General features: G+C 60.9%; 14 protein-coding genes. 9 read left to right on the top strand and 5 right to left on the bottom strand.

Going from position 1 to position 13,548, the window contains the following annotated elements:
- Positions 1-3: 3 nt before the first annotated feature.
- Complete coding sequence (locus U0029_RS09180) at positions 4-417, bottom strand: fimbrial protein (RefSeq protein WP_162790375.1); 414 nt, start codon at positions 415-417, stop codon at positions 4-6.
- Here U0029_RS09180 and U0029_RS09175 point away from each other — a divergent pair.
- On the top strand, positions 416-946 hold the full coding sequence (locus U0029_RS09175) for a fimbrial protein (protein WP_012417446.1): 531 nt from the start codon (positions 416-418) through the stop codon (positions 944-946). The two genes, U0029_RS09180 and U0029_RS09175, sit on opposite strands and share 2 nt — an antisense overlap.
- Positions 947-1,073: 127 nt before the next feature.
- Positions 1,074-1,220 carry a hypothetical protein gene (locus tag U0029_RS09170; RefSeq protein WP_162790374.1) on the top strand — a complete coding sequence of 49 codons (147 nt, stop codon included), beginning with the start codon at positions 1,074-1,076 and terminating at the stop codon, positions 1,218-1,220.
- 16 nt (positions 1,221-1,236) lie between these two features.
- Here U0029_RS09170 and U0029_RS09165 read toward each other — a convergent pair whose 3' ends face one another.
- From U0029_RS09165 to U0029_RS09150, 4 genes are all read right to left on the bottom strand, one after another.
- Positions 1,237-1,644 (bottom strand): hypothetical protein, encoded by a 408-nt coding sequence (locus U0029_RS09165; RefSeq protein WP_012417447.1) that lies wholly within the window; start codon positions 1,642-1,644, stop codon positions 1,237-1,239.
- Positions 1,645-1,919: 275 nt separating this feature from the next.
- Positions 1,920-3,230 carry an amino acid permease gene (locus U0029_RS09160; RefSeq protein ID WP_039051764.1) on the bottom strand — a complete coding sequence of 437 codons (1,311 nt, stop codon included), beginning with the start codon at positions 3,228-3,230 and terminating at the stop codon, positions 1,920-1,922.
- Between the two features lie 127 nt (positions 3,231-3,357).
- Positions 3,358-6,786 carry a hybrid sensor histidine kinase/response regulator gene (locus U0029_RS09155; RefSeq protein ID WP_012417449.1) on the bottom strand — a complete coding sequence of 1,143 codons (3,429 nt, stop codon included), beginning with the start codon at positions 6,784-6,786 and terminating at the stop codon, positions 3,358-3,360.
- Between the two features lie 340 nt (positions 6,787-7,126).
- Complete coding sequence (locus U0029_RS09150; protein WP_012417450.1) at positions 7,127-8,047, bottom strand: LysR family transcriptional regulator; 921 nt, start codon at positions 8,045-8,047, stop codon at positions 7,127-7,129.
- A gap of 141 nt (positions 8,048-8,188) precedes the next feature.
- Here U0029_RS09150 and gtdA point away from each other — a divergent pair, with 141 nt between their 5' ends.
- From gtdA to U0029_RS09115, 7 genes are all read left to right on the top strand, one after another.
- Positions 8,189-9,238: a gentisate 1,2-dioxygenase gene (gtdA, locus tag U0029_RS09145; protein ID WP_114852516.1), complete on the top strand. Its 1,050-nt coding sequence runs from the start codon at positions 8,189-8,191 to the stop codon at positions 9,236-9,238.
- 62 nt (positions 9,239-9,300) lie between these two features.
- Positions 9,301-9,996, top strand: a complete 696-nt coding sequence (locus U0029_RS09140; RefSeq protein ID WP_114852515.1) for a fumarylacetoacetate hydrolase family protein — start codon at positions 9,301-9,303, stop codon at positions 9,994-9,996.
- Positions 9,996-10,634 (top strand): maleylacetoacetate isomerase, encoded by a 639-nt coding sequence (gene maiA / locus U0029_RS09135; RefSeq protein ID WP_039051788.1) that lies wholly within the window; start codon positions 9,996-9,998, stop codon positions 10,632-10,634. The genes U0029_RS09140 and maiA overlap by 1 nt, the downstream gene beginning before the upstream one ends.
- A 15-nt stretch (positions 10,635-10,649) precedes the next feature.
- Positions 10,650-10,775, top strand: coding sequence for a hypothetical protein (locus tag U0029_RS09130; RefSeq protein ID WP_012417454.1), 126 nt, complete (start codon positions 10,650-10,652; stop codon positions 10,773-10,775).
- On the top strand, positions 10,768-11,748 hold the full coding sequence (locus U0029_RS09125; RefSeq protein ID WP_114852514.1) for a Bug family tripartite tricarboxylate transporter substrate binding protein: 981 nt from the start codon (positions 10,768-10,770) through the stop codon (positions 11,746-11,748). Before U0029_RS09130 ends, U0029_RS09125 begins: the two co-directional genes overlap by 8 nt.
- Before the next feature lie 99 nt (positions 11,749-11,847).
- Positions 11,848-13,062 carry a 3-hydroxybenzoate 6-monooxygenase gene (locus U0029_RS09120; RefSeq protein ID WP_012417456.1) on the top strand — a complete coding sequence of 405 codons (1,215 nt, stop codon included), beginning with the start codon at positions 11,848-11,850 and terminating at the stop codon, positions 13,060-13,062.
- A gap of 55 nt (positions 13,063-13,117) precedes the next feature.
- Positions 13,118-13,525 carry a ribosomal maturation YjgA family protein gene (locus U0029_RS09115; RefSeq protein WP_012417457.1) on the top strand — a complete coding sequence of 136 codons (408 nt, stop codon included), beginning with the start codon at positions 13,118-13,120 and terminating at the stop codon, positions 13,523-13,525.
- Positions 13,526-13,548: the final 23 nt, after the last annotated feature.

Genomic DNA, 13,548 nt, shown 5'->3' with positions numbered 1-13,548 from the left:
GCATCAGGACCAACTGACGGTCACTGTGGCAACGGCGTTGGCAGTCCCGGGGCGCAGCGGCTCGCCGGGCACTCGCACATAGCGGGCGGAAAACAAATAGGTATTCTTGTTGGCGGACAGGTTGAGCGGGTAGCTTTCAGAGCCGTCAAAGCGAACCGCTTGACCTTTACCCGTATGGCTGTCGTCATTGCGCGTGACGGAGATGGCGATGCCCACTGCGGCGTTCGCGTCGTTGCTCAAGGCCAGTCCTTGCGCATTGGGGATCTGCGGCACGCTCTGGCCCTCGAAGCTCAGCGTCACGGACTGCAAGACTGCCAGATCGCAGCCGCCGACGGTCATGGTGAAGTCTTTGGCATAGCTCGTACCCATATTGCCCCCCAGGTCGAACTCGCTCACGGGCACATTACCTTGTATCATGAAAAACGCAATCATCAAGACACTGGTCGCTGCAAGCCTCGCCGTTATGGCTGGCGGCGCCATGGCAGACACTGGCAAGATCGCCTTTCAGGGCGTGATCACACAAGGCGCTTGCACGCTGGGCGCAGGTCAGCAGGGTACGAATATGGTTGTCGATATGCCGCAGGTGCCCGCGAACAAGTTCACGGCTGCCGGTGACCGCTCTCCCGCCGCTGACTTCAGCATCACGCTGCTGGATTGCGACGTCACCACCCTCAACACGGCTGCATTCAGCTTCCGTCCGGATGCCGGCTCGGTGGTGGGGACCGGTTTGCTGAGCCTGGAAAATGCCGGTGGCGCGCAAAACATCGCCATCCGTCTTGAAGACGATGCCGGCACACAGATCCTGTTTGGCGGCGCGGCCAAGTCCTTTACGCTGGTGAAGGGTAACAACGTCCTCAACTTCAAGGCTTACTTCGAGGCCACCGCTACGGGGGTCACGGCAGGCAATGCGCGAGCCCGCGCCTTCTTCGACGTCACCTACTCGTAAACCGCGAGGGGATGGGCTGTTCTCCATCCCCTCTATTCCTTCAGAGCTCATAGGCTGGGCGCCTTTTTGCCCGGCCAGGGCTATCCGTGCCTTGCGCGATAGCCCAGCCACCAGGAAGAGATTTCTTATGGCGCGCCAATTCACCGCACTCTTGGCCCTTGGCTTGTTGGTCTTGGGTGAGCCGCAGGCCGATACCCTGACCATCAAAGGGCGGGTCACGACGCCGCCGTGCACGCTGTCGAATGTCACGGTGCCCTTTGGTACTCTTGGTTAAATAAAAAATTGGGTCGTTAATATTTTGAATTAATAATTTCCTTAATCCCAAAAAAGTAAGAATTAATGGATTTTATTGAAACAATAATATTTCCGATTATCCAATTTGCAGGCCAGAAAAAAGCCTTGCTAACCGCACGTCCAAGCAAGTTTGAATTCTTGCTCAGGCCTTTCTGGTACTTAATATCTGCCACCATCCAACCGACCACTGCGGCGACGCCGCGAGCAAACCGCGGAGATCTGCGCATCAGTGCCAGACAGGGCAGCGCCCATGCGCGATAGCCCTGATACGTCACTGCGGAAAATCGTGCTGCGCAATAGCTGGCGTCATGAACCCAATCCTGATGGGAAATGAGATCCTGGCGGCGCAACTCGTTGCATACAATTTTATTTTCGTAGTCAGCCCAGATTCCAAGTTTGCTCATAAATCAGTTGTCCGTTTTTGAGCCAAGAAACTTTCTCGCTTATAAGAATATTTCTCTGGTGAATCTGAACAAATAGTACTAGACAGAAATGGGTGCCATGTTGATTTTTCGCAACCTCAAATTTGACCCTATTTTTTTATAAACGACTACGGAAATGTATTTTCAGAAATAAAAAAATGGCGGGCTTAGGGGCGTGACAAAAAATGCTCGGCGCTGCATAGAAGGCAAGCTGACGCCTCCTGACGGATAGGCTGTGATCCGAAGCCGGGGCCGGATTAGCGGCGGCGATATCTGAAGCGCTGTGCCATGCCGTAAAGGCAGATCAGCATGCCGATGAAGGGCAAACCGATGCTTAGCGTCGACGCAAGCAGTTCAATCCACCAAGTTGCCAAGGCGATGCCAAGCACCAGCAAAGCGCCCAAGACCCCGGCGAAAGGCTTTTTCCCCTCCCTGATGCGTAAACAAGCATGGCAAACGAAGATCGTCAGCCAGACGAGTAAGAGACAACACACGGCAATGGCCGTGGTGATGTAAAAAAAAGTGTTGGGAAAGCACAGCAGACCAGCATAGACCAGCATCGCTGCGGCCAGGGTGGTTGCGACAGCCCTGCGCGGAATCCCTGACGGAATCCGAGCCAGACCGGCCAAGGCGGGCTGGGCGCGGCCTAGGCTGAAAACCATGCGCGAGGCGCAATACATTAAGCTGTTTGCGACCGAGACCATGGTCAGCACGATCAGCAGATTCATCATGAGCGCCACGGCCGGAATGCCAGGTTTGCGCAGTACAGAAAACAGCGGTTGTGCACCCCAGGGCAGTACTTCCTGGTACTCAAGCGCGGCAGCGGCCAGGGCAAGGAGGGTAATCAGGCCAATCAGCAGCCAGCCCACAAGGCGTATTTGGCGACTTACGTGGGGCGCCCTGCTTTCTGCCGCCGCGATGGCGATGGATTCGAGCCCGACATAGCCCAAAACGGCAAGGACGAAAGCTTGTCCCACCGCAGGCCAGGGTATGGGCGGCGGTGCGCCCGTGGCAGGCGGCGGCGTGGCACTGAGCGCATAAAACAAGGCCAGGCCCGAAAACACCAACAGCGCCCCAACTTTGATTGCGGACAGGAACACTTCGGTTCTGGCGAAGCCGAGCACCGAGCCCATATTGAGTCCGGCCAGCAAAACCAGCACCAGTAGCGGCGCGGCGTCTTTCGGCACACCGGGCAGCAGTAAGTGCATGACGGGTGAAATCAGGGCGACTTCCGTGCCCAGCAGCATCACGATCGCAGCGATATAGGCACATCGGACGACGAAACCCGTTCCGGGACCGAGATAGTGTTCGGCCCAAGAAGCGAAGGCCCCTGGCGCGGGATGGGCGGCCGTCAGCGCAGCCAGGCAGCGCATCAACAACAGCGCGGCCAGTCCGGCTCCGAGGTAGGCGATCAGCGCATAAGCCCCAGCCTCGCGCATCGGCAGCGTGCTGACCACGATCAGCCCGTAGCTGAGCACCACGCCAAATGCCACCGAGGACATCTGCCAAGGGCCAAGCACGGCGGGCAAGCCTGCTTCGCGCGCGCGGATGGACGCGAAATCGCTCATGGAAAACGCTGTGCTGGTATTGACCACGCCACCGTCTATCTCCTGTCAGAACGGGCTTTGGCGCTTTACTGTAAAAGGACTCGGCCTCCACGTACTTCGAACTCGTTCATATCTGGTGGCGCAGCACTCAAGCCCGGTTTTGCTCCAGCGTCACCTGCGCCAGACGCGCCAGTGTTTCGATACGCAGGCGGCGGCGTTGATCGTCGGGGTCGTTCGCCAGCTCGATAATATGCCCCAGCAGGCTAGACACATCCGGTGAACCCATGCTGACGATCGCCTCCATCGCTTCACAAAGCGCCAAAAGGCCAGCCGTGTTGGCGGCAATACCTGTCGCCTGCAAGCCCTTGGAGAGTTCTGCGCATTGCTCGGCCAGCGTTTGAAGCTGAAAGACACCGAAAGCGCCCCGCAAGGAGTGCAGCTCCGCGAGCAGAACGTCAATATCGTCGTTCTTCCACGCCTGCCGCAGGACGGTCAGCGAACTCTCACTTGAGGCAAGAAATATCTTCCAGATGGGATCGGGCAGGGCTTTATCGGTTCGCCGCCGGCGCGGCGCAACGGGTTCACGATGCAGGCGGGTCACGCCGCTGACTTCGGACAGTGTGTGCCCGAGGTCTTCAAGCGATAAGGGCTTGTCCAATACGCGAACCATGCCGCAGGCAGCGCAGCGCTCACAGGTCTGCGGATTGACGTCGGCTGTCACCGCGACGATAGGTAGTGCGGGATAGCGCGTGCCCACCTGGGCCGCCAGCTCATAACCTGACATCTCAGGCATCGACAAATCCGTCAGCAACACATCGTAGCTTTCCTGTTCAAGCCAGGAGAGCGCCTCGTGCCCGCCGCAGGCGACGCGGGCATCGCAACCCAGCATGTTGAGCTGATCTTGGAACAAGCGCTGATTGAGCGGGTTGTCTTCGACAACCAATACCCGAAGCCGCTTCTGAAGCACTTTTCCGGGTTCGGCCGGCGCTGCCAGCGCGTGCCCGCGCAGAACATGATTGAGTGCGACCTCCAAGCTGGCCAGCCCATAGGTCGTGACGCTGAGGATGCGGCCCGCCGCCGCTGGGCGCGCCGGGGCATCCTGGGAACAGTCCAGCACCCAGCGCGCGTCTTCTACGATGCGGTTTTCGTCATCGGGATGCCAGGTGTCGCGCGAGCCCCACAGTACCAGCACGGCGGCCTGTTGCAGTGCCGCATCATTGATTTGCGCCGGATGGGCGTAGGCATTAGGCGCCAGGCCCCAGGCGGACAGCGCGTAAATCAGATAGTTGCGTTGAGCATCATCGGCGGCGACCAGCAGCACGTGCTCACGTGCGAAAGACGGCAGTTGTGCAGGCGGCAGATCGCGGTCTAGGGGCAGGCGCAAGGTAAAACAACTGCCCTGCCCGGCCTTGCTGGTCACAGATAGCGTGCCCCCCATTGCTTGCGAAAGCCGCGAACACAGCGCCAGGCCCAGGCCTGTGCCGCCGAAACGTCGGTTGATGGTGATGTCTGCTTGGGTGAAGGCCTGAAAGAGCATGGACATCTGTTCGGGCGACATGCCGATGCCACTGTCTTCGACGGTGAGAACGAGTTGCGGCGGCGTCGCATCCTGCGTCATCCTTAGCGTCACCTTGCCTGCTGCAGTGAACTTCACGGCGTTTGACAGCAGATTATTGATGACCTGCGCCACCCGGGTCGGATCGCCGCGCATGGGTTGGGTGGTGTGCAGACCGAATTCGCCCCCCAGAACCAGCCCTTTGGCGCGTGCCGTGGTGCTAAACATGATCAGGGCGCGCGCAGCGATGTCCTGGATATCGTATTCGAGATGTTCCAGACGCAGTTCGCCCGCCTCAATCTTTGAGAAGTCCAGCACATCGCTGACGATGCTGAGCAGGCTATCTGACGCGCTACGGATGGTGTCGACATGCGCGCGTTGGGCAGAGTCCAATGCGCTATGCGAGAGTAGTTCCAGATTGCCATGAATGGCATTGAGCGGCGTGCGTATTTCGTGGCTCATGGCTGCCAGGAAAGCCGATTTGGCAGCATTGGCCGAATCGGCCGCATGCCGGGCCTCCTGCGAAACCCGCTCCATTTGTTTTTCGAGCGTAACGTCGGTAAAGGCTGCTACCAGGACATCGACGCCCTCGTAGCGGGCGCGAGCCATCCGGACGGACAAGTCCCGATGGCTGCCGTCTATCGTCGGGAACCTCAGATCCAGTTGCAAAGCTCCTGGATAGTCATGCGGCGCAGGCTGGTTCTCGTGCAGCAGAAACTGGGCGGCGAGCTCTCCCGAAAGCCCTTGCCGCGAAGTTAGTAGCTGGGCATCGGCATCCATCATGGCGGGACTGCGCAACAAGGGCTTGCCGCTATGGATGGCGATCAGGCCCAGGCCTACCGGGGCGGTATCGACCAGGGTACGGCCCAGATGCTCGTTTTCGAACACGCGCTGTGACTGCGCGATGGCCGGAATGAACACTCGCCACTTGAGCAACAGCAGGAAACTCCAGCAGGTCACGATGATGAGGCCCGCCGCCGCCACCGAGGTCATAAGCTGAGGGCCGATAGCGCTGGCGATATTACGCCAGGACTGGGTGTAAACGAGGGTCCAGTGCGAGGAACCCAGCGTCCAGGCCGCCAAGACTTCGCCTTCGCGATAGGCCAGTTGAGCGCTTGTGCCCAGGCCATTGGCGACGGCTTGCTCGATGACGAGGAGGTTTTCGGGCAAGCCGCCTTTGCGGCAGGACAGCACCGGACGCTGGCCCGCATCGAATATCAGGCAGGTGCCATCGGGGCCGTCGTGCGGCAGGGTGGCTGCGAGGGTCGCCAGCGGTAGCTCGAAAACGGCCGTCGCCAGCGTGTTCCCGTCGCCCCCCCTGATGTCAGCGGCGATTCGGATGGCGCGCTGGCCGGTCAGCGGACTGTCATAGGGAGGCAGCCAATGTAGCGTCGGCAAGCCCGGCACGGCCTCGTGCCGCAGGCTGCTCGGCGGGTTGGCCAGTTGCTCGGCCAGAGAGGCCGTGCTCTCCAGCATCTCCCGACGCGACTCCACGAGACGGCTCATCCAGGGTACGTTCTGCCAGGGCGAGGCCGACAGCACCATCAGCTTTCTGTCACGGCTGACGAGATAGGCGATGGACTCTCTGCTGATGCGGGCCGCCATGATGGCGTTGACGGCGACCATCTCGCGCGCCAGTTGCAAATATTGCGCTGCGGGTGTTTCCGAACCATTGGCGCGCAACACGAACAGCGGCGGCAACAGCCGGCCCTGAGATAGCTGCAAGACATGACCCGAAGTCAGGTCGGGATGCAGCTCGACATTGAACGCATCGCTGTCCAGGGCCGCGAGCTGCATACCGCTTACCGTGTCGCGCAGCGTGGCTGCGGTCCGCGCAATGAGATCTTGCGCCCGGCGCACGTCAGCAGACATTTCTTCGCGCGTACTGGCAATGTAGGAGCTGACGGAGGCGCCCACTTGCAAGAGACTGGCGCCCAGCACCAGAATCGTAATCGCCGTACCGCCTCCTACAATCAGAAGCTGCTGATACCAACGCAAGCGGCTCAGAATATTGTCTCGCAAGGCCCTGTTCCAATAATGGTTGTTCTGGATTGAACTTGCTTGCCGGCGCGCCAACCATCAGGCCGGGCGGGGCCGCTGGAACAGCAATGTGCAACAAACAAGCAAGCAAGCAAGCAAGACAAGTCTGGCGGGCTCGGCGTCTTTCCGGCAATGGCCCAGGATGACGCCAGAGGCAAACGTCGCAGGCTCGGCGATTCGGCCAGATAGGCTAGGGCTTCTATGCCGATGTTCTGCGATTTTTTATTGAGACCGGCTTGAATCGCAGGCAATGACTGCTGTGTTCAGCCGCATGAGAAACACACTGCGCAATTCCGCCGGCCATTCAATAGCGCCTCCTGCCTCAGGAGGCTGCGCCTGCCGCCACTTCCCGCAGGCAAGCCATCGCCAGGCGCACCGCTTGCGACATAAAGGCATCCCGCGACCAATACATGGCGACAGAGCCAAACCCTGATAGCCGGATGGGCAGAATGCGGATCGCATTGAGCTGAGTGAGCCGCAGCGCGGCGCGATGCGAGGCCACGCCTATCATGTCGCTGTTGTTGAGCAGCGTGAGGTTGGCCGTGACTGAATTGCTTTCGATGACATCTGGCGGCAAGGTCTGCCCAGCCTCATCCAATGCATTATCGAGCGCATTGCGCACCGGTGTGCCTTTGGGCCACACGATCCAGCGATAGGCGCGCACCCCCTCCCAATCTGGCGCCAAGCCATGCAGCAGCGGATGCCGCGGCCGCACGACCAGATGGATATGGTCGACGAAAAGCGTTTCCATCTCGAGCATTGGATCGCGAAACTCCGGGTCAGCACGGCCGACCACGAGATCTAGATCGCCCTGCGCCAATTGCTGGGTGAGGCGATCGGTAGTGCCTTCGACCAGGCTTACCCTGGCGCGGGGCATGCGCTCCAGCATGCGCATCATCGCCAGCGGCGCGGTGTCAGAGGCGGCTACGCCGCTAGCGCCGATGACCACACGGCCGCTTCCTCCCTCACGCAAGGCCTCCATATCTTTATTGGCGCGATCGAGTTGCGAATCGATGCGCTGGGCGTGGGCGATGAGCACTTCGCCATAGGGCGTGGGCACCAGCCCGCGCGCGTGGCGTTCAAACAGCGGCAGGCCGATATCGTCTTCGAGATCTTTCAGCCATTTGGAGAGCCCAGGCTGGGTGGTGTTGAGCACCACCGCCGAATGGCTGAGGTTATGCGTTTGCGCCAGGCTGAGCAGCATTCTGATGTGTCGGCGGCGCAGCTTATGAGTCCAGTCCATATCTTGTCTTAGGTATATGTTTTAGCGTATGGACAATAACAAAATTTCATTTTGTTTTGCATATCTGTAGCGTCACAATGCTTGCCATACCGGATGTGACACGTCCGAAATAAGCCGGAATACCGGCGCTAGGAGACAAAAATGGCCGAGGACATTGCTCAGTCACGCCAGGACTATTACGCACGGATTGCCAAGCGGCATCTCAGCCCGCTGTGGGAGTCCTTGCATACGCTGGTGCCGCCCACGCCGGCGCCGCGCTGCCTGCCTTTTCTGTGGAAGTACGACGAACTCAGAGCCGACATCATGGCATCGGGCGAGTTGATCAGCGCTGAGGAGGCCGTAAGGCGCGTGCTGATTCTGGAGAACCCTTGCTTGCAAGGTCAGGCCAGCATTACGCAAACCCTGTATGCCGGCTTGCAGCTCATCCTGCCCGGCGAAATTGCGCCCAGTCACCGCCACACCCAATCGGCGCTGCGTTTCATTGTCGAAGGCCGCGGCGCTTATACGGCAGTCAATGGCGAACGTACGACCATGCATCCGGGCGACTTCATCATCACGCCCTCCTGGACCTGGCATGACCACGGTAACGCCGAGTCCGTGGACGGCGGCGAGCCCGTCGTTTGGCTGGACGGACTGGATATTCCGCTGATTCGGGCCCTGGACGCGGGTTTCGCTGAGAACTATCCGGCCGCGACCCAGGTGCTCACGCGGGCGGAAGGCGACAGCATGGCGCGCTATGGCTACAACATGCTGCCCGTGCGCCATGATGCGCCTGCCGTCGGCGCCTCTCCCCTATTTAACTATCCCTATTCGCGCAGCCGCGAGACCCTGGACCAGCTTTACCGCCACGGCGAGCTAGACCCCTGGGATGGCGTCAAGCTGCGCTATGTGAATCCGGCCACGGGCGGCGCTGCCATCCCGACGATGGCGACGTTCATGCAATTGCTGCCGGCAGGTTTTCAGGGGCGCACCTATCGCAGCACCGATTCGACCGTGTACAGCGTGGTCGAGGGTCGGGGCAGCGCAAGAATAGGCGAGCAGGAATTCGCCTTCGGGCCGCGCGATGTCTTCGTGGCGCCTTCCTGGCTGCCGGTGCAATTGGCGGCGCTGCACGATACGGTGATTTTCAGCTATTCCGACCGCCCGGTACAGGCCGCCCTCGGTCTTTGGCGCGAGTCCCGCGAAGGCTGACCTTCAGGCGCCACCTGCTGGTGGTATTCCGCTGCTCTCTTGTAAGGATTTATTCATGGCTTATGGTGTTTGCCCCGCCGGCTGTGGTGGGTATCCCCGTTATCGGCAGTGCCGATCAGTTTCCTGTGCGCCGCGTGTACTGCGTGGGCCGCAACTATGCCGCTCATGCCCGGGAGATGGGTTTCGATCCCGATCGCGAGCCGCCCTTTTTTTTCTGCAAGCCCGCCGATGCGGTCGTGCCGGTCGCCCAGGACGAGACGCTGGTACTACCCTACCCCGCCGAAACCACCAACTATCACTATGAGATCGAATTGGTGGCGGCCATTGGCCAAGGCGGTGCGAACATTCCCGTTGAAACTGCGTTGGAGCATGTTTGGGGCTATGCCGTAGGCCTGGACATGACCCGCCGCGATCTGCAAATGAAAATGCGTGAAGCGGGCCGCCCCTGGGAGCTGGGCAAGGCATTTGATCAGAGCGCGCCTATCGGCCCGCTCTACCCGGCGGCCCAGGCTGGCGACGTTCAACGCGCCAATTTGTGGCTGAAGGTCGACGGCCAGACCCGGCAGCAGAGCAGCACCGACAAGCTGATCTGGTCGGTAGCCGAGACCATCGCCTATCTGTCACGTTATTTCCGCCTGGAGGCGGGCGACCTGATTTTCACGGGTACTCCCGAAGGCGTGGGGCCGGTAAATGCCGGTCAAGTGATGGAAGGCGGGGTGGACGGGCTAGGTGCTCTCAAGGTGCGGGTGACGGCATGATCCGCCTTTATAACTTTTTCAACAGCTCCACCTCTTACCGTGTGCGCATCGCACTGGCGCTCAAGGGGCTGCCTTATGAATACCTGGCGGTGAATCTGCGCAAGCAGGAACAGCGCGCGCCGGCATTCACGGCCTTGAACCCGTCGTCTGGCGTGCCTCTGCTGATCGACGGCGAGGTGCAGTTGTCGCAATCACTAGCCATCCTCGATTACCTCGAGGCCAAGTATCCGGAGCCGCGCCTGTTGCCCGCCGATCCGCTGACCCGGGCACGGGTGCTGGAACTGGCTCAAGGCATCGCCTGCGACATCCACCCGGTCAACAATATGCGTGTGCTGCGTTACCTGCAACAAGAACTGGGTGCGACCGACGCGCAAAAGAATGCCTGGTACGCCCACTGGATGGCAGAAGGATTGTGCGCCGCCGAAATGCTGCTGCAACGCCATGGCCATGGCAGCTATTGCTTCGGAGAGACGCCCACGCTGGCCGATTGCTGCCTCGTACCCCAGGTTGCGAATGCGGCGCGCATGAATTGCGAGCTTGCGCCCTACCCGCGCGTGATGCAGGTCTATGAACACTGCCAGGCTCAGGACGCGTTTCAGGCCGCCGCCCCGGCCCGGCAGCCCGATTTCATCCAGTAAGCGCGAAGGCGGATCATGCAAGAACCGAATACCCAGGGCGGCCCGCGGCGCGAGTACACCGATGCCGCTCACCCTCCCCTGCTCGCCAATGAGCAAACGTATTTCAACACCGCGAAAAATCTGGGAGACGGCCATGACTAAGATCGATGTGCGCGGCCTGGCTGGCGCGCTTGCTCTGTCGTTCGCCGCGCTGGCTCCCGCCGCCCATGCCGATAATTGGCCTGCGCAGCCGCTCAAGGCCATCGTCCCCTTCGTGCCCGGTTCCAGCCCCGACCAGGTCGCCCGCATCGTGTCGGAGAAAGCCGGCTCCATCCTGGGTCAGACTATCGTGGTTGATAACCAACCCGGCGCCGGCGGCAATATCGGCACCGAGGCCATCGCCAAGGCCCAACCCGATGGCTACACCTTTGGCGTCTCGATTACCGGCCCGCTGGTCAGTAACACGCTGTTGTTCGACAAACTGCCCTACGACCCGGCGACGGACCTCTCACCTTTGACTCTCGCGGTCCATCAGCCCAGTGTGCTGGTCGTACCGGCCAGTTCCGGCATCGCCAACATCGGCCAATTGCTAGAAGCACTCAAGCGCAAGCCCGGCAACGTCAATTTCGCCTCACCGGGTGCGGGTAAGGTATCGCATCTAGCAGTCGAACTGCTGCTGCAACAGATCGGCGCCCAGGCCACCCATGTCCCCTACCCGTCTTTGCCGGCGGCGTTGAGCTCGCTGCTCTCGGGCGACACGCAATTCGGCGCACTGCCTCCTATTGCCGTCATGCCGATGGTGAAAGACGGCCGCTTGAACGCCCTGGCGCTCACCTCGTCCAAACGCTCTTCAGTGCTGCCCGAAATTCCCACGCTGGCGGAAGTCGGGGTGCCGGGCATCGAAGGCTCGGCCTGGATCGGCTTTGTTATTGCGTCCACGGTACCGGCCGACATCCAGAAGAAGATCTCTGACGCGCTGATCGAAGCGATCCGCGATCCGGAAGTGACCCAGCGCCTGCAAGCCCAATTGATGGACCCGGTCGGCAGCAAGCCGGCCGAATTCCGTGTCTATATGGATGAAGAGCGCAAGCGTTGGGAGCCCCTTATTACCAAACTGGGTCTCAAGGGCCAGTGAAGTTGTCCGCCCGCGCCACGGGCCATACCGCGCTGCAAATGCATTTGCGCCGACAAGCCGCCTTCCTGGGCGGCTAGGACTAAGCGAGAGAGACAAGACATGAATGCAATATCTCCCAAGGCTAGGCCGTCTGCCATCGTGGTGGGCGGCGGCATCGGCGGCCTGGCGGCCGCGCTGGCCCTGACACGTCAGGGCATCCAGGTCCAACTACTGGAACAGGCGGCCCAGATCGGTGAAATCGGCGCCGGCATTCAACTCGGGCCGAACGCCTTTAACGCGCTCGATGCGCTGGGTGTTGGCGACACCGCGCGGCAGAAAGCGGTATTTACCGATCACATCATCATGATGGATGCCGTCGATAACACCGAGGTCGTGCGTATCGAGACTGGCCAGGCGTTTCGCGATCGTTTCAACGCGCCCTATGCGGTGATTCATCGCGCGGACATTCACGGCGCCATTCTCGAGGGGGTCAAAAATGATCCGCTTATTTCTTTCCACACGGCCACCCAGATTGCCGCCCTCGAGCAGGGTGAGGGTTATGCCGAGGTCCGCGACACCCAAGGCCGACGCTACCGCGCCGATATCGTGGTCGGCTGCGATGGCGTCAAATCGGTAGTCCGGCAGCACCTCATCGGCGACGCCGCTCGCGTCACCGGCCATGTGGTCTACCGCGCCGTCGTAGAGCGCGACAACATGCCCGAAGACCTGCGCATCAATGCTCCGGTCCTGTGGGCCGGCCCGCGTTGCCACCTGGTTCACTATCCGCTGCGGGGCGGCGAACAGTACAACCTGGTGGTCACCTTTCACAGCCGCGAGGAGGAAGAGTGGGGGGTGCGCGACGGCAGCAAGGCCGAGGTGCTGTCATATTTCGAAGGGATTCACGCTCGCCCGCGCCAACTGCTGGATCGCCCGACCTCCTGGCGCCGCTGGGCCACTGCGGATCGCGAGCCGGTCGCACAATGGAGCGTTGAGCGCGCCACCGTATTGGGCGATGCCGCGCATCCCATGTCGCAATACATGGCCCAAGGCGCGTGCATGGCGCTCGAAGATGCCGTGACCCTCGGGCTGGCCGTCGAGCAGTGCCCGGGCGATCTGCCAGCCGCGCTTAAACGCTATGCCGCTTTGCGTATTCCGCGCAGTGCGCGCGTGGTGTGGTCCACCCGCGAAATGGGCCGCATCTACCACGCGAAGGGCGTGGAGCGGGTCGTACGTAACGCGCTTTGGAAAAATCATGCCCAAACACGTTTTTATGACAGCCTGGAGTGGCTGTACGGCTGGAACGAGGCCAATGCGATGCAAGGCCCACAGCTCTGATCCGCAGGGAGGAAAACGCTTTTCGGACGCCGCGGCGCGGGTTACGATCTCGCGCATGTCTATCCACTTCAACGGCCGCGCCCTGGCGGTCGTTATTCTGCTCTCGGCCGCCTTGGTCGTGCTCGCCACGGCTGATCGCGGCGGGATAGCCCGCTTTTTGAGCGATGCGCTGGCTGTGGTGTGGGTGTACTTCGCGCTCAAGACTTTTGTGCGTGCCCATGCCCTCACGCTGGCTGGCCTGGTGTTCGGCATGGGGGTGTTCATCGAAATGGGCCAATACCTGACCGGCTTATGGGGATGGCGTTTGCCCAACCCGGTGCTGCGCGCCGTGGTGGGCAGTGCCGCGAGTTGGGCCGATGTGCTGGCCTACGCCGTGGGCTGGTTGATGGTGGTCATGGTCGAGCTGCTTGCGCGATGGCTCCTCAGAACCCCCTTTCTGAACTCGGGCCGCCGCAGATCCTGACCCGGCGGCGGCAGCCTCTGTCG

This window comes from Bordetella avium (assembly GCF_034424645.1).
Lineage (GTDB): Bacteria > Pseudomonadota > Gammaproteobacteria > Burkholderiales > Burkholderiaceae_B > Bordetella > Bordetella avium.
Note: the sequence above shows the minus strand (reverse complement) of the source record. Positions and strands in the feature narration are given on the sequence as shown.

Coding starts and splice junctions, on each gene's coding strand:
- U0029_RS09175 (WP_012417446.1), top strand. CDS start 416: ATGAAAAACGCAATCATCAAGACACTGGTCGCTGCAAGCCTCGCCGTT.
- U0029_RS09180 (WP_162790375.1), bottom strand. CDS start 417: ATGATACAAGGTAATGTGCCCGTGAGCGAGTTCGACCTGGGGGGCAAT.
- U0029_RS09170 (WP_162790374.1), top strand. CDS start 1,074: ATGGCGCGCCAATTCACCGCACTCTTGGCCCTTGGCTTGTTGGTCTTG.
- U0029_RS09165 (WP_012417447.1), bottom strand. CDS start 1,644: ATGAGCAAACTTGGAATCTGGGCTGACTACGAAAATAAAATTGTATGC.
- U0029_RS09160 (WP_039051764.1), bottom strand. CDS start 3,230: ATGAGCGATTTCGCGTCCATCCGCGCGCGCGAAGCAGGCTTGCCCGCC.
- U0029_RS09150 (WP_012417450.1), bottom strand. CDS start 8,047: ATGGACTGGACTCATAAGCTGCGCCGCCGACACATCAGAATGCTGCTC.
- gtdA (WP_114852516.1), top strand. CDS start 8,189: ATGGCCGAGGACATTGCTCAGTCACGCCAGGACTATTACGCACGGATT.
- U0029_RS09140 (WP_114852515.1), top strand. CDS start 9,301: ATGGTGTTTGCCCCGCCGGCTGTGGTGGGTATCCCCGTTATCGGCAGT.
- U0029_RS09130 (WP_012417454.1), top strand. CDS start 10,650: ATGCAAGAACCGAATACCCAGGGCGGCCCGCGGCGCGAGTACACCGAT.
- U0029_RS09125 (WP_114852514.1), top strand. CDS start 10,768: ATGACTAAGATCGATGTGCGCGGCCTGGCTGGCGCGCTTGCTCTGTCG.
- U0029_RS09120 (WP_012417456.1), top strand. CDS start 11,848: ATGAATGCAATATCTCCCAAGGCTAGGCCGTCTGCCATCGTGGTGGGC.
- U0029_RS09115 (WP_012417457.1), top strand. CDS start 13,118: ATGTCTATCCACTTCAACGGCCGCGCCCTGGCGGTCGTTATTCTGCTC.